The 17,643-nt window shown below is 64.4% G+C and carries 13 protein-coding genes; 5 read left to right on the top strand and 8 right to left on the bottom strand.

The genetic code is table 11. The features are described 5' to 3' along the window. Positions 1-69: 69 nt before the first annotated feature. Positions 70-915 carry a thioesterase family protein gene (locus K1X71_00475; protein MBX7071591.1) on the bottom strand — a complete coding sequence of 282 codons (846 nt, stop codon included), beginning with the start codon at positions 913-915 and terminating at the stop codon, positions 70-72. Continuing rightward, positions 912-1,811 (bottom strand): VOC family protein, encoded by a 900-nt coding sequence (locus K1X71_00470; GenBank protein ID MBX7071590.1) that lies wholly within the window; start codon positions 1,809-1,811, stop codon positions 912-914. The genes K1X71_00475 and K1X71_00470 overlap by 4 nt, the downstream gene beginning before the upstream one ends. A gap of 137 nt (positions 1,812-1,948) precedes the next feature. Between K1X71_00470 and K1X71_00465 the strand changes: the two genes are divergently transcribed. Next, the gene (locus tag K1X71_00465) at positions 1,949-4,885 is read left to right on the top strand and encodes a c-type cytochrome (GenBank protein MBX7071589.1); all 2,937 of its coding nucleotides are present in this window, start codon (positions 1,949-1,951) and stop codon (positions 4,883-4,885) included. Between the two features lie 6 nt (positions 4,886-4,891). Here the strand turns inward: K1X71_00465 and K1X71_00460 are convergent, their stop codons facing one another. Together K1X71_00460 and K1X71_00455 are read right to left on the bottom strand one after the other, a co-directional pair. Then, positions 4,892-6,418, bottom strand: coding sequence for an NADH:flavin oxidoreductase (locus K1X71_00460; GenBank protein ID MBX7071588.1), 1,527 nt, complete (start codon positions 6,416-6,418; stop codon positions 4,892-4,894). Further along, entirely contained in the window at positions 6,358-7,947 is a 1,590-nt protein-coding gene (locus tag K1X71_00455) for an aldehyde dehydrogenase (NADP(+)) (GenBank protein MBX7071587.1), read from the bottom strand. The genes K1X71_00460 and K1X71_00455 overlap by 61 nt, the downstream gene beginning before the upstream one ends. A gap of 254 nt (positions 7,948-8,201) precedes the next feature. Between K1X71_00455 and K1X71_00450 the strand changes: the two genes are divergently transcribed. Next, complete coding sequence (locus tag K1X71_00450; protein ID MBX7071586.1) at positions 8,202-8,810, top strand: 1-acyl-sn-glycerol-3-phosphate acyltransferase; 609 nt, start codon at positions 8,202-8,204, stop codon at positions 8,808-8,810. Between the two features lie 49 nt (positions 8,811-8,859). Then, positions 8,860-9,756 carry a phosphatidate cytidylyltransferase gene (locus K1X71_00445; protein ID MBX7071585.1) on the top strand — a complete coding sequence of 299 codons (897 nt, stop codon included), beginning with the start codon at positions 8,860-8,862 and terminating at the stop codon, positions 9,754-9,756. A 48-nt stretch (positions 9,757-9,804) separates the two neighbouring features. Here K1X71_00445 and K1X71_00440 read toward each other — a convergent pair whose 3' ends face one another. Beyond that, positions 9,805-11,739, bottom strand: a complete 1,935-nt coding sequence (locus tag K1X71_00440) for a sigma-54-dependent Fis family transcriptional regulator (protein ID MBX7071584.1) — start codon at positions 11,737-11,739, stop codon at positions 9,805-9,807. Between the two features lie 94 nt (positions 11,740-11,833). Then, positions 11,834-12,778: a PDZ domain-containing protein gene (locus K1X71_00435; protein ID MBX7071583.1), complete on the bottom strand. Its 945-nt coding sequence runs from the start codon at positions 12,776-12,778 to the stop codon at positions 11,834-11,836. A gap of 42 nt (positions 12,779-12,820) precedes the next feature. On the opposite strand from K1X71_00435, the gene K1X71_00430 reads away from it, so the two are divergent. Both K1X71_00430 and dnaA read left to right on the top strand, forming a co-directional pair. Then, positions 12,821-13,747, top strand: coding sequence for a GNAT family N-acetyltransferase (locus K1X71_00430; GenBank protein ID MBX7071582.1), 927 nt, complete (start codon positions 12,821-12,823; stop codon positions 13,745-13,747). A gap of 444 nt (positions 13,748-14,191) precedes the next feature. Then, complete coding sequence (dnaA, locus tag K1X71_00425; GenBank protein ID MBX7071581.1) at positions 14,192-15,634, top strand: chromosomal replication initiator protein DnaA; 1,443 nt, start codon at positions 14,192-14,194, stop codon at positions 15,632-15,634. A gap of 13 nt (positions 15,635-15,647) precedes the next feature. Here dnaA and K1X71_00420 read toward each other — a convergent pair whose 3' ends face one another. Both K1X71_00420 and K1X71_00415 read right to left on the bottom strand, forming a co-directional pair. Continuing rightward, complete coding sequence (locus K1X71_00420; protein MBX7071580.1) at positions 15,648-16,112, bottom strand: VOC family protein; 465 nt, start codon at positions 16,110-16,112, stop codon at positions 15,648-15,650. A 92-nt stretch (positions 16,113-16,204) separates the two neighbouring features. Continuing rightward, entirely contained in the window at positions 16,205-17,494 is a 1,290-nt protein-coding gene (locus K1X71_00415; protein ID MBX7071579.1) for a Gfo/Idh/MocA family oxidoreductase, read from the bottom strand. Between the last annotated feature and the right edge of the window lie 149 nt (positions 17,495-17,643).

Genomic DNA, 17,643 nt, shown 5'->3' with positions numbered 1-17,643 from the left:
GCCAACTGAGGGCCGGCATTCGATGACGAAATTGCGCAGCGATCGTGTGGGGGTTCCCCCACGCAGACTTCAATTATACCCCTTCTCCATCAAGGGAAGTGTCACGGCCGAGGTGCCTAACATCCCCTTTTCATCCCATAATGCGCACCGGCTGTGCCCAATGCCATGCTCGTGCCAGGTGCTGGTCGGCGCCAAACGCACCCAGTGGCTCACGGGTTTGCGCACCAGATATAAGGTCAAGTCGGCGTTGGGGTACAACAGCCCCACCTGGCTGGGCATCGCCGGGGCGCCTAGCGCGTTGGTGTAGTCGCTGGCGGCGGCTACCGCGGCCGAATTCGAAAGTGGCACGCCCGGCGTCAAATCGGCGTACACATTCAACCACGCGATTTTGACGCCCGCTTTGTAAATTCCCAAGTCTGTCGCCGTGCGAAATTCGGTGGCCAATCGCGAAAAGTTCCCCGGACGATCAGGCGCCGATGCTTGATTAAACAGAATCATGTCCTCTGGCCGGTCCGGGGGCGGACCAATGTCTAACCCGCTCCCGGCCAAATCGGGAAGCGTCACCTCCGCATAGCTCGTGCGCTGTACGCGGGCGAGCGCGACCTCCTTGCCATCGTGACGGATCGTCACATCCACCAGATGCACGCGCCGTCCCGTTTTGATCAGCTTGGCCTCTACCGCCAGCGGCCGCATTGGGACCGGCTTGACCAGGTCCAACGTCATGCGCGTCGTCACCAAATGTTCGCCCGGTAGCAACTCTTCGGCCGCCGCAACGCACAAGGCCGCCACCGGGCCGCCATGCAGCGCCTCGGGCGACCACGGTCCCACGCACGCCTCTTGCGGAATCCACGTCTCCCCATCACGAACGTAAAGCGCCGCCGGAAGCGCTGTGCTCCGCCCCGTGGCGCTGCTCATTCCCAAACTCCTTCCGAAATGGGCTTCGCCTCCGCCACCTCGATCAGCACGCGGTTCGGCCCCTCCACCACAAAACTCTTCAGCCGAAACTGCGGGCGCTCGGTGATCGGTTCCACGATCGTCACGCCCGCGGCCTGCATGCGCTCGAAGACCGGCTCGATCTTTTCGTACGAAAAACCGATCCGCTCGATCGGCCGATCCTTGGTCGATTGAATTTCCTTGAGCGGCGGATCGGGCCACCACTGCGGCGACGGTTCTTGATCGGGCTTGCCAAAGAAGATGAGCAGCACGTTGTCGCACTGAATCACGTTCATCCAGATGCCGGCCAGTGTGTTCGGGTCCCCCTTCGGCCGAGGAACCTTCGCCGTCCGCGGCTTGAGGCCCAAATTCTTCGTGTACCAAGCGACCGATTCGTTCACGTCGTCGGCAAAGAAATGCACATGCGCGAATCGGTGGTGCCCCATCGTGTTGATCTCGATCAACTCCTTGTCCGGGCCGCTGATGTAAAAATAAAAGTTGTCGCGCCCCGGCAGCGGCGAGAGCGGCGTGTGAATCGTCACGTCGTGTCGCTTCCACCATTCGTATTCGTTCTTCACGTCCACGCCACCCCAACCAATGTGCCACACGCCCGTGTTCAGCGTGCCGTCGGGCGGCGTCTCGACCTGATTGAACAGCAGAAACGATCGCTCGGTCAAAAGCGCGTCGGCCGCGCCGCGGAATTTCACCGGTACCGCGCCGAACGTGTTCCGATAAAATCGCATCGACTTGGCGGGCTGCGTCACGTTGAGCAGCACATGATGAAACCGCGCCGGCTGCACCTCTTCGGCCAGCGACCAACTGCCCGCCAGCAGCAGGCAAGATCCCATCAGGGTTCGCAGCAAAATTCTTCCGAACATTTCAATGTCCTCACGAATCGTCGGTGTGCCGTGGCTATGATAGCCGAGTCCTCCCCGCGCCGAAATCACGCCCTACCCGCTTTGACGCCCCCGCCGTTCTGCGAATATCCTGAACGCTAACCCAGGAGGCTTTTCGCTTGGTGTATTTTTTGCATAGCCGCTATTGGCAGTTGGCGACAACAGTCTTGTTGCCTGGCATCATTCTTTGGTGGCCGTCGCAATGGTCCGCGGCCGCCGAGCCCCTCTCACCGCCGGCGGCGCTCGCCGCATTTCAACTGCCCCCCGGCTTTCGCATTGAACTGGTCGCCGCAGAGCCCGAGGTGATCGACCCGGTTGACGCTCGTTTTGGCGCCGATGGCCGACTGTGGGTCGTCGAAATGCGCGACTACCCCAGTGGCCCTGCCGATGGCCAGCCGCCAAAATCGCGCGTTCGTTGGCTCGAAGATCGCGACGCCGACGGTCGCTACGAAACGGCCCACGACTATGCCGATGGCCTCTTGATGGCCAATGGACTGCAACCGTGGCGCAGCGGCGTCATCGTCACCCTCGCCGGCGCCGTGGTCTACCTGCCCGACGACGACCGCGACGGCCACGCCGATCGCACGGAAGTGTGGTACACCGGCTTTGCGCAAGAAAACGAGCAGCTCCGCGCCAGCAACCCGCGCTGGGCAATCGACGGTCGCGTGTATGTGGCCAATGGACTCCGTGGCGGCGCGGTCCTCGACGCGCGCCGGCCCGAGCAAAAACCGCTGGCGATTAGCGGCATGGATTTCTGCTTCGATCCCATCAGCGGCGCCTGCGAGGCCGTGACGGGCATGGGGCAGTTCGGCATGGCCTTCGACCAATTTGGCAACCGCTTCGTCTGCAGCAACCGCAATCCGCTGATTCATCTGGTGCTGGAAAACCACTATCTTGCGCGCAATCCGCTGCTCGCCATTCCCACCCCCGCGCACGATGTGGTTCGTCCGGCCGAGCACTCGCACGTCTATCCCATCAGCCGCGCCTGGACCACCTCGAATCTTCACGCCGGCACGTTCACCGCCGCCTGCGGTTCGCGCATTTTCAACTCCCCGGCCCTGGGCCCCGAGTACCTTGGCGCCGCCTTCACCTGCGAGCCCACCGGCAACCTCGTTCATTGCGAGCTCATCCAGCCCGATGGCGCCACCTTCAGCGCCCGCGCCGCCTTCGACCAGCGCGAGTTTCTGGCCACGAAAGACGAGTGGTTCCGCCCGGTCAATCTCGCCAATGGACCCGATGGCGCCCTCTACGTGGTCGATATGTACCGTGCCGTCATCGAGCACCCCGATTGGATGCCCGAAGAACTCCGCACCCGTCCCGACCTGCTCGATGGCGTCGATCGCGGCCGCATCTATCGCGTGGTCCGCGACAATCACCCGGCGTCAAGTCGCTCGCGCATGCCCAGCGCGCTCTCCGGCGCCGAGTTGGTCGAAACGCTCAATTCCGAAATTGGCTGGCGCCGCACGACCGCGGCGCGACTGCTGGTCGAACGCCAGGACCGCTCCATTCAGCCCGCGCTCGAGGCGCAAGTCCGGGGCGGCCCCAGCGCGGCCGGGCGCGTGCAGGCGCTCTGGCTGCTGCAAAGTCTCAAACTGCTAACGCCCGAGTTGCTAGCCGCGGCACTGAAAGATCAGTCGCCGCGCGTTCGCGAACATGCGGCGCGTCTTTGCGAACCCGCATTGCCAACGCATCCCGAGTTGGTGGCGGGCGTGCTTGCTTTAGCCGACGATCCCGATGCGCGATTGGCCTTTCAAGCGGCGCTCAGTCTCGGCGCCGCCCCCCCGGACAATGCGATTCGTCAGGCCCTGCTTCGCATTGGCGCCCGCTCAGATGGACATCCGTGGCTGCGCTACGCCGTGCTCTCCAGTCTCAACGCGGCCGATGCGGCGACGATCACCAGCCAGTTGCTGGCGCAATCCGGCGATAATCAGCACGCGGAATTCCTGCACGACCTCGGCATGCTCGTTGGCGCCGGCACCGAACCCCAGCAGATCGAGCGCGTCCTCAGCGCCGCCGGCGCCGAACAGGCCGATGCCAACGCATCGCAAGCGGCGGTCGATGGACTGGCCTCGGGCGCGGCCCGTCGCGGCAAGCGACTTCAAGATTTGATCTCGTCCCAAGCTCCCGCCACCGACGCAGAGTCGCGCCTGGTCGCCATCGCTCGCGCGGTGGCCGATGATGCGGGCGGCGAACCGACGCTGCGCCTGCGGGCGATTCGCATTCTGGCGGCGCTTGGCGACGAAGCTTCGCGCGAGTGCCTTGGCAAGCTCGCTGCCGGCGAGCCCAACCAGGTCGTCCGTGCCGCGGCAATCACCGCCGTGGCGCCCGATCTAACACCGGAGATGGCGCAGCGACTCGCCGCCGATCTATCGTCCGCGACCCCCACGATCCGCGCGGCGCTGCTCGACGCGACCAGCCGCTTTCCCGAGGTCGCTCGTCGCATGGTCGATTTGCTCGCCTCCGGCGAGCTAAAGCCCACCGAACTCGACGCGCCGACCATCCAGCGACTCACGAACCAGGCCGATGCGGCGGACCGCGACCGAGCCATCGCCTACTTCGCCGCGATCGACGCGGAACGGGAGCGGCGGTTGGCGCAGTATCACGCCGCCGTCGAGATGGAAGGCGACGCCGCGCAGGGCAAGGCGCTGTTTCAAAAACACTGCGCCACCTGCCATCGCATCGGCGCGATCGGCGTCGATGTGGCGCCCGACATCAGCGACTCGCGCGTGAAGACCAAGGAGCAACTGCTGGTCGATGTCCTGGAACCTAATCGCGCCATCGACAACAACTACATCAGCTACACCCTGACCACCACCGACGGTCGTAGCCTGGTGGGGGTCATCGCCGCCGAAACCGCCTCGTCGATCACCCTCAAACAACCCGAGGCCAAGGTCGAAACCATTCTCCGCGCCGATATCGATGAACTGCGCTCCAATGGCGTCTCTCTGATGCCGCAAGGCTGGGAGCAGTCGCTCAGCGTGCAAGACCTGGCGAACTTGCTCACCTTTATCAAAAACTGGCGCTATCTCGACGGCGCCGTGCCACTGGCTGAATGACTGCTGCTATCTCTCCCGCTTCGCCTCACTCTTCACCCGCCGCAACTGGGCCGCTTCGGGCAGCTCCTTATAAAACTCGTCCAGCGGATAACAACCCGAGATCAGTCCCGACCGCGGCGCGGTGGTGCAATCGCTGAAAGTGCGGCACACCTGCGACCGGCGCGGTTCGCGCCCCGCCAGACTGTCGGCCGGCAGTTCCGGATACGATAGCGCCATCCGTCCGATGCCGACCACATCCACCCACCCCGCGCGGATCACCGCCTGGGCCACATGCGGCAACCAATCTTGCAAGTAGGTGTAACCGCTGCCGACCACCACGGAGTTCGGCAGCGCGCGCTTCATCTCGCGCGTCGCGTCGATATGGCGCCACACCGCTAACAGTGGATCGAAGGGCGGCGGATAGCCATCGCTCGGTGGAAACGCCGCCGGCCGCTGCAAGTGCGGATTGTAGTAGGGGCTGCCGCAAGTGATGTTGAACAAGTCGACTCCCCCCACGCACAGCGCGCGGGCCAATCGCATCGGCTCGCTTAGGTCGGGCAACAGCGGATCATTGGCATCGGCGCCAAATGCCAGTTCGTACGGCAATAGGCCGTCGAGCGCCGCCGACTCGCCATGGTCGCCCACCCGCGCGAAGGGGGGCGTATCGAAGACGCTCAGCCGCACGCCGATCAACAGGCGTGGCGCCGTCTCGCGCACCGCCGCCACAATCTCGAGCAACAGGCGCGTGCGCCCGTCGAAGTCGCCGCCGTATCGCCCACCGCGTCGTCGCGCGCTCAAGAACTCGTGCAGCAGGTAACCGTGACACGCCTTGATGTCAACAAAATCAAAGCCCGCCTCCTGTGCGGTTCGCGCCGCGGCGGCGTAGTCGTCGATCAGCTCTGCCAGCGCGTCGTCGGTCCACACCTGCGAGTCGTCGCGCTCGTCGATCCCTGTGCGCTGATCGAGCAGCGGGTGGTGATAGGCGATCCGCGGTTCCAGCCGCGCGCCGTTCGGTCTCGAAAACCGCCCGGAGTGCGTCAATTGCAGGCCGACCAGCAGATCGTCGTCGCTAACAAATCGCTCGCGGTGCGCCGATCGCAACAGATCGACCAGCCCCGCTAACGCCGCGCGATGCGATGCTGTCGCCATGAGTTGCCGCGGATTGGCGCGGCCGTCGTGGCGCACCGCCGCCGCCTCGCCCCCCCAAATCAACTTGGCGCCGCTCTCGCCAAATCGTCGCCAGCGGCGCCGCGTCAGTTCCGACGGCGCGCCGTCCAACGCGCCGTCCCAGCCCTCCATCGGGTGGACGCACCAGCGATTGCCAATCACCCGGTCGCCTACCGCTATCGGCGCGGCCAGTGGTGAATCCTCCGCCGCCGACAGCACGCGCTCGTCGACCGGCAACGTAATGCCAAGCTCCGCCAAACGCTCGCGAAAAGCAGTCACCGTCTTGTAATGGGCGATTCGCGGAAACAACGTGCCTCGCGCAGATGCTATGCGCGCCCCGGAGCGACTGCGTGCCTGGTAGTCCACTCCCCGTCGATCCAGCGCCATAGCTTGCCGGTCGGGTTCTTGTCGCGCAGTTCCTTCGGCAGTCGATCGGCTCGCACGTTGTCATAGCAATTGAGCCGAGCAAACCGCCGCAGCGCCGCCGGAATCCCCACCGCCGTAAAGCCGGGGTGCCCCGTCGCGGGGTACGGCCCGCCATGATTCATGGCTGGGCTCACCGCCACGCCGGTCGGCATCTTGTCGTTGAGCAACCGCCCCACTTTCGCCCGCAGCGCCGGTTCGATCCGCGCATAAATCGCATCGTCGGCGCCCGATGGCGCGGAATAGACGCAGCCCGTCAGGTTTCCTTCCAAGCACTCAATCGCCGTCAGCAGTTCTTCCACATCGCGCGCGACGACAACAAGCGACGCGTTGCCAAACGCCTCGGTCTGCAGCGCCTCGGAGCGCTCGATGAACTTGGAGGCCGGCGCCGTCAGCAGCGTGTTGGCATAGCGGGCGCCCGGCGCCGCCTCTTGTCCCCCGCACAGCACCTTGGCGCCGGCTTGCGTCAACTCGCCGACGCTCGTCGCCAACGACTGCCGCACCCGCCGCGAGAGTAGCGCTGCCGTAGGCGCCGCTGCAAAGCGTTCGGAGATGGCCTTAACGAACCTGCTTGTCGCCGTGCTTTCCAACAGCAGCAACAGGCCTGGGTTGGTGCAGAACTGCCCCGCGCCCATCAAACAACTCGCGGCGAACTCGTCGGCGATCGCGCTGCCGCGCTCGTCCAGTCCTCCGGGCAAGATCACCACCGGGTTGACGCTCGACAACTCCAGATAGATCGGCTTGCCCGCTGCGTCCGCCGCGCGCTTGAGCGCCAACCCCGCCGCGCGGCTGCCGGTGTAGCCCGTTGCGCCCAACCGAGGATCGGCCACCAAGCGTTCACCATCCTCGTGGCTGGTGCGGTAAAGCAATTGGATCGTCCCGGCGGGCAGGTCCGCGGTCCGCGCCGCCTCGTGCGCGGCCTGCGCCAATAGCCGTGTCGTGCCCGGATGCGACGTGTTCGCCTTGGCGATCACGGGGTTGCCGGCCGCGATGGCGGCGGCGAAATCGCCACCGCTTGCGCTGTTGAACGCCAGCGGAAAGTTGTTGGGGCCAAACACGGCCACCGGTCCCAAGCTGTCGAACATCGAGCGGATGTTCGACTGGCTGTCGATGGTTGGCAGCCGCCACGATCCGTCGCGCGCCGCTTGGGCCGCGGCGCGCAGTTGATTCGCTGTGCGTGGCAGTTCCACATCGGCCAAGCGCGGCGACTTGGCCAACGCCGTTTCCTGGTGCGCTCGCTCCACCAGTTCGCCAGCCTGCGCTTCGATACGGCCGGCAAAGTCTTCGAGAAACGCCGCCAACGATGCGACCGGCGCCGCGCGCAACTGGCCATACGCCTCATGGGCGGCGGCCAATGCGGCATCGCAATCGGCCCAATCGCTGATCGGGTATTGTTCTGGCAGTGATTCTAAAGTTGCCGGATTCTCGGCCTGAAACGCGCCGCTGGCCGCCGCGGGCCGCCATTGGCCGGCGATTAACACAGGTTGCAACACGGTGACTGACGCTCGCTACGGTTGTGCTAGATTTGCGTGGGGGAATGCCATCCAGCCTGAGTGTACCCGATGGGCCGCGCCGCCGTGCCACTTTCCGCGCGACGGCGCGCAGGCTACCATTCGGACTCACCCGGCGCGCTCCCGCCTTGGGGTCGATCTGCCTTCGTTTCACCCACCCACCCGATCGCATGACGGCGGAAATCGAAGAGGCTGTGCCGGCGCGTCCCGCGATCGAGTCGGGCAAGTCGCTGGCGATGCAACTGGCCGGCGCTGGCCTGGCCGGGCTCGCGCGCTTTCTCAGCGGCGCCAGCGTGCGCTGGATCAACTGCGAGCCAGACACCTGCCAACGCATCTACTACGCCAACCATACCAGCCATCTCGATGTGCTGGTCTTGTGGTCGGCGCTGCCGTACCGGGTGCGCCGAGTCACCAAACCGGTCGCGGCCAAAGATTATTGGGAGGCGGGCGCCGTGCGGCGCTTCATCGCCAAGAGCGTCTTCGACGCGCTGCTCATCGATCGGCACAACATCAAGGTCCACTCCAACCCCGTCAACATGCTGCTCGACGCCATCGGCGACACCTACTCGCTGATTGTCTTTCCCGAAGGCGGTCGCAACACCGGCGAGCGACTCGGCGAATTCAAGAGCGGGCTTTATTATCTCTGCAAAAAGCGCCCCGAGCTCGAGGCCGTGCCGGTGCATATCGACAACATGAACCGCATCCTGCCGCGCGGCGAGTTTCTGCCGGTGCCGCTCTTGACCTGCATCACCTTTGGCGCGCCGATCTGGCTGGAAGAAGGCGAATCCAAACAACAGTTCTTGCACCGCGCCCGCGAAGCGGTGCTCAGCCTCAAGGAACGCTAACCTGATCGAGTTGCTGCAAGAAAGAACGTTGTGGCTCGTGGGCGGCGTGATGGTGGCCTTGGCCATCGCCACGCTGGTCTCCCAGGTGCTGGCCACGCGCCGCGACACCGTGCTCGATCAAGGCACGATCAAGGTCTTCAAGCGCCGGTTGCAGGCCTGGTGGGTGATGTGCGCCGTGCTCGCCGCCACCTTCCTGTTCGATCGCCTGGTGACGGTGGCGCTGTTCGGGCTCATTTCGTTCTGGGCTTTGCGCGAGTTCATCACCCTCACCCCCACCCGCACGGCCGACCACCGCGCGCTCTTTTGGGTCTTCTTTCTGTTCACTCCCTTGCAGTATCTGCTGGTCGGGCTAGATCAATACGGCCTCTATAGCGTGTTGATCCCGGTCTATGGCTTTCTGTTCATCCCGGCCCGCATTGCCATGGCCGGAGACTTCAAACGCTTCCTCGAGCGCTCGGCCAAGATACAGGCCGGTCTCATGGTCTGTGTTTTCTGCCTCAGCTTCGCGCCGGCGCTCTTGTATCTCAAAATTCCCAACTTCAACGACAACGCGCGGCTCCTCTTTTTCTTTGTCGTGATCGTCCAGCTTGTCGACGTCTTCGAATATCTGTGCGAAAAGCTGCTGGGCGGGCATCTGGTCGCCCCCGCCATCAACCCCAGTCGCACCTGGCAAGGCTTTCTCGGCGGGCTGATCGGCGCCACGTTGGTCGGCAGCCTCTTGTGGTGGGCCACCCCCTTTGCCCCCTGGGAAGCCGGCCTCATGAGCCTGGTCATCGGCGTCGCCGGTTTCGCCGGCGGCCTCACCATGTCGGCCGTCAAACGCGACCGCGGAGTCGCCGACTATGGCACCCTGGTCACCGGACATGGCGGCGTGTTGGATCGGCTCGACTCTGCCTGTTTCGCCGCCCCCATCTTCTTTCACGTCACGCGATATTTCTTTACTTAAGCGCGTGGCGCCGTTTCTTCAAACCGCGCCGCGCATGGTCGCCGTGCGCTACAGGTCGCTGGCGCTCATTCCCAACAAGCGCATCTTGCGATACAGGTTTGACCGGTGCAGTCCCAGTCGCTCGGCGGCGTCGCTCATGTTGCCGCCGGCGCGCTCGATCGCCTGACGGATGTACTCCGATTGAAACCGATCGGTGGCGTCGGCTAGCGCCAAGTCGGCTGCCACCAGCGCCGCGCCCTGCTCGCGCGGCGACAGGATGAAGGCCAGATCCAGCGCGTCGATTTCCGGCTCGGGCGAAAGGTAGGCCAGTCGTTCCATCAAGTTGCGCAGCTCGCGCACGTTGCCCGGCCAGGTGTGAGACAACAGCCGCTGTCGCGCGGCCGCGGTGAATTGCGGAACTTCGCGCCCGATCTTGGCGGCGAATTGCTCCAGAAAATGATTGGCCAATTGCAACACGTCCTCGCCACGTTGGCGCAGCGGCGGCAATTCGAGCGACACCACATTCAAGCGGAAATAAAGATCCTCCCGAAATTGCCGATCGCGCACCATCTCGGCCAGATTGCGATTGGTGGCCGCCACCACGCGCGCGTCGGTATGGATCGGCAACGATCCTCCCACCCGCACCACAATCTTTTCTTCCAACACACGCAGCAGCTTGGCCTGCCCCGCCAGACTAAGTTCGCCAATCTCGTCGAGAAACAACGTGCCCCCCGCTGCCAGTTCAAACTTGCCCGCCCGCGCCTCATGGGCGTCGGTGAAGGCGCCTTTTTCATGGCCAAACAGTTCGCTCTCTAGCAGCGTCTCGGCGATTGCGGCGCAGTTCACCGCGATGAACGGCTGACCGCGCCGCCGGCTTTGATAATGAATCAGCCGCGCGACCACCTCTTTGCCCGTGCCATTCTCCCCCAGCACCAGCACCGCCAGTTCCGTGTCGGCCACGCGGCGCACCGTCGACTCCAGCGCGGTGATCGCCGGGCTGTTGCCAATCAGTTCCACCCCGGCCGCTCCCTGATCGGCAATCTGCTGTTGCGCGCGCACCAGCGACTCGCGTTCGCGCGTGTTTTCCAGCGCCACGGCGGCATGTGCGGCCAATTCGACCAGCGCCGTTTGATCCTCCTCGGTAAAGTCGCCGGCCAGCTTGTTGATCAATTCAAATGCCCCAAACCGCTGGCCGTGACGACCCACGAGCGGCACGCACAACAGCGAATCGGTGCGATACCCCTGCTGCTGATCCACCTGCCGATTGATCTCGCGGGCGCCTTCCCCGCGACTCACCCGCCGCGCCTCGCCGGTCTGAAACACTTGCCCCACCACCCCCGCGCTTTCGGGCACGCGCAGTTCGCCCCCCTTCACGCCCAGCGCGGGCTTGCCGACCAAGGTGCGCGTATGGCGATCCCAGAGAAAGATGCTCGCCCGATCGGCGCCGATCAAGCGGCAGGCTGCCTTGGCCATAGCGGCCAGCAGTGGCTCTGTCTCGCGTAATTGGTTCCATTGTCCGGCGATGGCTAGTATCGCGTCGAGTCGTTCAATGCGCCGCGCCGCGCGCTGTCGCTCGCGTACTAGCGCAATCGCGCTTGCCAGCACGCCGGACAGTTCCAGGCGCATCGCCTCGCTGATGCTCGCCGCGCTCCCCTTTGCGGCGCCGCGTATGGCCAGCACTTCGTTCTGCCGTGGATCGCCAAGCGGAATCGCGATCCAGTCGGCGCGCGACACACAGCGTTGCCGATCGAGCGCGTCTCCCAACAGATCGTCGGGCGGCATTTGGCCGCCACCGCTCTCCACCACGGTGGTCCAGTTGCCGGCCACCGCGCATGCGACCTGTGCCCGCTCCGTCGCCATCGCGCTGCGTATTGTGGCGATCGCTTCCCGCAGCAGCGCTGGCAAGTCCGCCGACTCCTGCGCCAACATGAGCAGCCGAACCTTGGCCTCCGCAATCCGCAGGGGTAAGTCGCTTGTGGCGTCTGCCGCTTCGGTTCTTGTCATAGATGTGACGACGCGCAAGATGGGGTGTGTCGCGATTTCGATAATGAAATCTACGCGCGTGTCGTCAAAAAGCCAAGAACTGCCCTCGGCCGTGTCATTTTGGATCACCGCTGGCCGGTGCCTCGCTGGCTGGCGCCAGCCGCCTCAATAGCGCCTCCAAGCGGTTGAGCCGCTCTTCCAGTTGGCGAACTCGTTCGGCAAGCTCACCATCGCCGCCCGCCGCGCTCTCCGCTCCTGCGGGCGGCGAGCCGGCTTCCGCCGACATGGCCTCATCCATGCCGCCCAGCATCACCCGAATCGATTTTTTCTCACCGCGCGCGACAATCGTCAACTCCACCTCCTTGCCAGCGCCGGCCATGCCGATGCGCCGCGCAAGCTCCAGCGGATTGGCCACGCGCCTGCCATCGATCGCCACAATCACGGCATCCACCGGCAAGCCCGCCTTGGCCGCCGGCGAATCCGCAAACACCTCGCTGACCAAGGCCCCGCGCGCGTCAGTCAGTCCCAGAATCTGCTGCGCCTCGGGCGTCACGGGTATGGTGCGCGCGCCGAGTAGTCGCTGTCTGGGAACGCTCGCCTCATCTGGCCGCGCACCGCCGCCGCGCGAACCGACCGGCCTCGTCCCTAGAGTCACCGACACATCGAGCGACTGCTCGCCGCGCTGTATGGCGATCGCCAGCCGTTGTTCGGGCTGCGCTTGTTCGACGATGGCTCCCAGGTCGGCCATGCTCCCGATTGCCTGGCCATCAATCGCCGTAATCAAGTCGCCAATCCGCAGTCGCGCGCGGTCGGCGGGTCCGCCCGCCGCCACATCCACGATCCGTACTCCCCGACCTTGTTCCTGGCGATCGTCCGCCATCACGCCGAGGTAGGCCCGCGACTCCGATGCCGCAGTATCGTCCGGCGCAGGCGCAGTCACACTCGGTTCACCAAGCTGCGCTTCTAGCCGATCGACCGCCTGCTGCGCGATCGCGCGCTCGCTGAGCCAATCGCCGCCGCACGTCGCCAAAGTCAAAATGAACAGGCAATGAACTCGCATGGCGTAGGCTCGCATTGTTCACCGGATCGTTATGCTGTGTGCATGGCGAACGATCCGCACAACGACTGCATTGTATCCTGTCCGCCGGCATGGCGTCGCGCGGCGCTGCAATTCGTTTTCTCCGATCTGCCGGCCGACCTGCGTGAGCAGCAAATCCGCGCGCTGGAAGTCGAATCTCACCACCAACCAGACGCCCTAGCCGGGCTATGGGTCGCCACCCGCGGCGAACAACTCGCCGGCGCTGTGCTTGCGCGGCCTCTGCCAGGGCGGGCGGCGGTCGTTTGGCCCCCGCGCTGCCAGTCTGACGACGATGCCGACCTCGCCGTTTTGCTTCTCAACCAGGCGACCGAGTGGCTATGCGGCCGCGGCGCGCGGTTGGCCCAGGCTTTGCCGCAACTCCATGCTGAAAGCGATCAGCGCCATCTCGCGGCGGCGGGGTTTACCCACCTTGCCGACCTGCACTATTTGCTTTGCTCCAGTCGCTATTTTCCTCGCCAGCGACCCGCCATCGAGCTGAATTTCGAGCAGTACTCTCCCGAAAATCACGATCGCCTGCGGGCGATTGTCTCAGCCACGTACCAAGAAAGCCGCGATTGTCCAGCCATCGATGGCGTGCGCGACATCGACGACGTGCTCGCCAGTTACCGCGCCACCGGCGTTTACGACCCGTCGCGCTGGTTTGTAGTGCAACACGACGGGCACGACGCCGGCTGTCTGCTTCTGACAGACGATCCCGCGCTCGATCATTACGAACTGGTGTACATGGGTGTGGCGCCGGCGCTGCGTGGTCGCCGCTTCGGCGAACTAATCGTTCGTCAAGCGCAGTGGCTGACGGCAAATGCTGGTCGAGAGCGATTGGTGCTTTCGGTCGACGCCGCCAACGCCCCCGCGCTCGAGATGTACGAACGCGCTGGCTTTACCGCTTGGGATCGCCGCCCTGTCTATGTGCGGGTTCTGGCAACCAGTTGAAAGTCGCCGCGGCGCAACTTGCAACTTCCGATATCGCGCGACTATCGCGGCGCGGCACGCGTCATGCGCTTGCCGTGGCGGCATTTATCGCATTGGTTGCCAGCGAGTCGGGTTCACTTGCGCCGCCCCGCGCAACACCTTTTCCACGTCGGTTCCTAGCGCGAAAAAATGCGCCGCCCCGACGCTTCGTGCGGCAAGTGCGAAGAATTCCGAACGCGCCGCCCGCTCCCCAACAACCCCCGGAATCAATCTTGGATTTTCTCTTTGACAGCAGTGCTAGCTGGCGTACAATCGCCTTCCCACGAGTGAAACAACACTGATCGTTGGCATTGAAGCCACGTCCCGCGATAAGCTCAAAACACCTCGCCAAGCCGCCACTCTCTGGCTTGGCGAGCGCCCAAGCTGACTAAACGCGGGGGATCGTGCGCGCCGAAGGCACAGGAAGTGAGAACCGACGGTATGGAGATCGTCTCCGCGCTGCGTTCAGCTTTGCAACAGCAAGTCGGCCGCGAGCGCTACGAACTGTGGTTTGGCGCCGGCGCCGATCTGTCGCTCGATGGCGATCGCCTCGTCGTCACCGCTCCCAATCTCTTCCTGCAGGAATGGCTCCGCCGTAATTTTCGCGCGGAGCTACAGTCCGCCGGTCAGGTCGTGCTTGGCCGCCCCCTCTCGCTCGATTTTCAACTCGCCACCAGCGCCGCGCCGTCCGCCGCCGCACCGATGGATACCGCCCCGCTCACCCCCCCGCCTCCCGGTCCGGCAACCGCGCCGCGACTGTCGTACTCCGCGCCGCCATGCAAAGCCGATCCGCAACTTGCCGCCAAGACAGTATCGCCTACCGCCGCCATCGGGCGCCGCTTCTCCTCGCTAGATTCCTTCGTCGTGGGAGACTCCAACCGCCTGGCCCACACCACCGCCAACATGGTCGCCGGCCGCATGGGCGCCTGGTCTCCGTTGGTGGTGCATGGGCCCACCGGCGTCGGCAAAACGCATCTGCTCGAAGGAGTCTGGTCTGCCGTTCGCAAGGCCAACCCCCTCTCCACCGCCGTCTTCCTCTCGGCCGAGCAATTCACCTCCTATTTTCTCGAAGCCCTCCGCGGCTCCGGGCTCCCCAACTTCCGCCGCAAGTACCGCGGCGTCGATCTGCTCATCATCGACGATGTGCAATTCTTTGCGGGCAAGCGCGCCACCCTTGTCGAGTTGCTGCACACCCTCGATTTTCTCATTGAAGAAGGACGCCAGATCGTCCTCTCCACCGATCGACCTCCCGCCGAACTCGACGATCTCGGACGCGAACTAGTGCATCGTATCAACGCGGGCATGGTCTGCCGCATTGAACCGCCGGAGTACGATACCCGCCTCGGCATCGTGAGGCGCCTTGCCGGCAAGTCGGGCATCCGCCTCAATGACGACATCATTGCCTATATCGCCGCCAACCTTACCGGCCACGCGCGCGAACTGTCGGGCGCCATCAATCGGCTCCACGCCACGCACGTCGCGCTCGGCGAACCGATCAACCTCGCCATGGCCCAAGAGACGTTGGCCGAACTGATTCGCTATAGCGCCCGCGCGGTGAAACTTAAAGACATCGAGCTCGCCATTTGCGATGTCTTCGGGCTGGAACGCGAAACGCTGCAATCCGAGCGTCGCACCAAAGAGATCAGCAGCCCGCGCATGCTGGCCATGTGGCTGGCCCGCAAGCACACTCGCGCAGCCCTCTCCGAGATCGGTCACTATTTTGGCCGCCGCAGCCACAGCACGGTCGTCTCCGCGCAAAAGACCGTCGGCGGTTGGATGCAGTCGCAGCAGGTGCTGCACGTGGCGCAGGGACGCTGCACCATCGACGAGGCCATTCGCCGCGTCGAACGACTGTTGCAAGTCGGCTGATTTCGCGAGCGTCTCAGCCCTGCGACTTCATCCACTCGTCAAAACGGCGCTGCATCTCCTCGGGCGATACATCCTCTTTGCGCGTGGCAATATGCCAGATATGCCCAAACGGATCGCGCAGTTTGCCCGTTCGGTCGCCATAAAACTGATCCGCCACCGGTTGCATCACCGTGGCGCCTGCGGCCGTCGCCTGCGCTACCAGCGCGTCGACATCTTCCACGTAGAGCGACAACGTCACTGGCGATCCGCCCAACTTCTGCGGGCCGTAGACTTCATACTCCGGAAATTCGTCGGCCAGCATCAGTTTCGAGTCGCCAATGGTCATTTCCGCGTGGCCAATCTGCCCGCCCGGGCCCGTCAGTCGATAGAGCTCCGTGGCGCCAAAGGCCTTCGCGTAAAACTCCAGCGCCGCTGCGGCGCCCTTCACCGCCAGATAGGGGTTGAGCGTGTGATATCCGTCAGGCACGCCGCGCGTCATGGCAATCTCCTTCGTAGAAATTCACCGACAAAAAACAGGGCCACTGAACAAATGTTCCGTGGCCCTGATGGTCGCCAAATTCAGCTCGGCTGTCAAGCAAATTGCGTCTGACCGGGCATCGGCACCGGCGGCACCGGCAGCGAAACCCAATCGTAGGCCGGCGGCGCCAGAACTTCCTGGCTCCCCATCGCCTGCTCCCAGGTGATGGTCTTGCCGGTGTAGGTCGCCATGCGTCCCAAGATCGCCATCATCGTGCTGTTGGCCATGTAGTGGCCGTTGTTGATCGGCTTGCCCGAGCGGATGGCCGCAAACAATTCGTCGTGCTCGGTCTGGTACATGTTGTTCTTTGGTCCGCGATAGCGCCACTTCTCGTCGCCGCTGATCTCGTGCCGCAACACCTCTGCGCGCCCCTTCGAGCCGAGTACGTAGTCTTCCACGTCGTTCGAGCAGCCATCCTGCTGACGCGTGTAGGCGAACACCCGCACGTCGCCGGGGAACTCGTACACCACCGCGTGATGGTCAAAGATGTTCCCGTACTCCGGTTGCGTGCGCACCTGTCGGCCACCCAGTCCCGTCGCCCGGATTGGCGCCACATCTCCCAGGATCCAGGCCGCCTTGTCCAGGCTATGCACATGCTGCTCCACGTTGTGGTCACCCGACAGCCACGTGAAGTACAACCAGTTGCGCAGTTGCCACTCCATGTCGCTCCACTCCGGCTTGCGCGGGTGCATCCACAAGCTGCCGGCGTTGTAGTTCTCCTGAATCGCCACCACGTCGCCAATCGCGCCGTCGCGAATCCGGTTGATCGTCTCGCGCACGCCGTAGTCATAGCGCCAGCAAAGACCAGAGACCACCGACAGCCCCTTTTCCTCTGCCTGTCGCGCGCTCTCGATCACGCTGCGCACCCCCGCCGCGTCGACCGCCACCGGCTTCTCGGCAAACACATGCTTGCCGGCGTCGACCGCCGCCTTGAAGTGCATCGGCCGAAAGTGCGGCGGCGAGGCCAGCACCACTACGTCCACGCCCGAGTTGATCACGTCGTTGTACGCGTTGAAGCCCACAAACGAGCGCTCCGGCGTCACATCGATCTTGGCGGCCAGCCCGTCTTGCTTCTTCAGATTTTCGAGGCTCGATTGCAGCCGATCGGCAAACGCGTCTCCCATCGCGGTCAGCTTCACGTTGGGGTCGGCCTGCAGCGCCTGGGCCGCCGCTCCCGTGCCGCGCCCGCCGCAGCCCACCAGGCCCACCTTCAGCACGTCGCTGCCGCCGGCATGCACGGCCCGGTCCACCAGCAGACTCCCCGCCAGCGCGCCAGCGGCCACGCCAGAGGTTTTGAGAAACTGTCGACGACTATTCGCGGGCAGCGGCTTCGGTTCGGCCATGATCAATTGCTCCAGAGGCGGGATGGAAACAGCGCGAGCGCTCCCGCTCGCGGGGACTCCATCTTAACCCACCGCTAAGGAGAAACCCAAACCCCGAAGCCTGCCGGGCCGGGTCTGGCGCACTGGACATCAGTTCGTCGGTTGGTTGA

The organism is Pirellulales bacterium, from assembly GCA_019694455.1.
GTDB lineage: Bacteria > Planctomycetota > Planctomycetia > Pirellulales > JAEUIK01 > JAIBBY01.
This window is presented reverse-complemented; position numbering and strand designations above follow the sequence as displayed.

Bases quoted from the DNA above. Each gene is read 5' to 3' on its own strand.
- K1X71_00475 (MBX7071591.1), bottom strand. From the start codon at position 915: ATGAGCAGCGCCACGGGGCGGAGCACAGCGCTTCCGGCGGCGCTTTAC.
- K1X71_00470 (MBX7071590.1), bottom strand. From the start codon at position 1,811: ATGTTCGGAAGAATTTTGCTGCGAACCCTGATGGGATCTTGCCTGCTG.
- K1X71_00460 (MBX7071588.1), bottom strand. From the start codon at position 6,418: ATGGCGCTGGATCGACGGGGAGTGGACTACCAGGCACGCAGTCGCTCC.
- K1X71_00450 (MBX7071586.1), top strand. From the start codon at position 8,202: ATGCAACTGGCCGGCGCTGGCCTGGCCGGGCTCGCGCGCTTTCTCAGC.
- K1X71_00445 (MBX7071585.1), top strand. From the start codon at position 8,860: ATGGTGGCCTTGGCCATCGCCACGCTGGTCTCCCAGGTGCTGGCCACG.
- K1X71_00440 (MBX7071584.1), bottom strand. From the start codon at position 11,739: ATGACAAGAACCGAAGCGGCAGACGCCACAAGCGACTTACCCCTGCGG.
- K1X71_00435 (MBX7071583.1), bottom strand. From the start codon at position 12,778: ATGCGAGTTCATTGCCTGTTCATTTTGACTTTGGCGACGTGCGGCGGC.
- K1X71_00430 (MBX7071582.1), top strand. From the start codon at position 12,821: ATGGCGAACGATCCGCACAACGACTGCATTGTATCCTGTCCGCCGGCA.
- K1X71_00420 (MBX7071580.1), bottom strand. From the start codon at position 16,112: ATGACGCGCGGCGTGCCTGACGGATATCACACGCTCAACCCCTATCTG.
- K1X71_00415 (MBX7071579.1), bottom strand. From the start codon at position 17,494: ATGGCCGAACCGAAGCCGCTGCCCGCGAATAGTCGTCGACAGTTTCTC.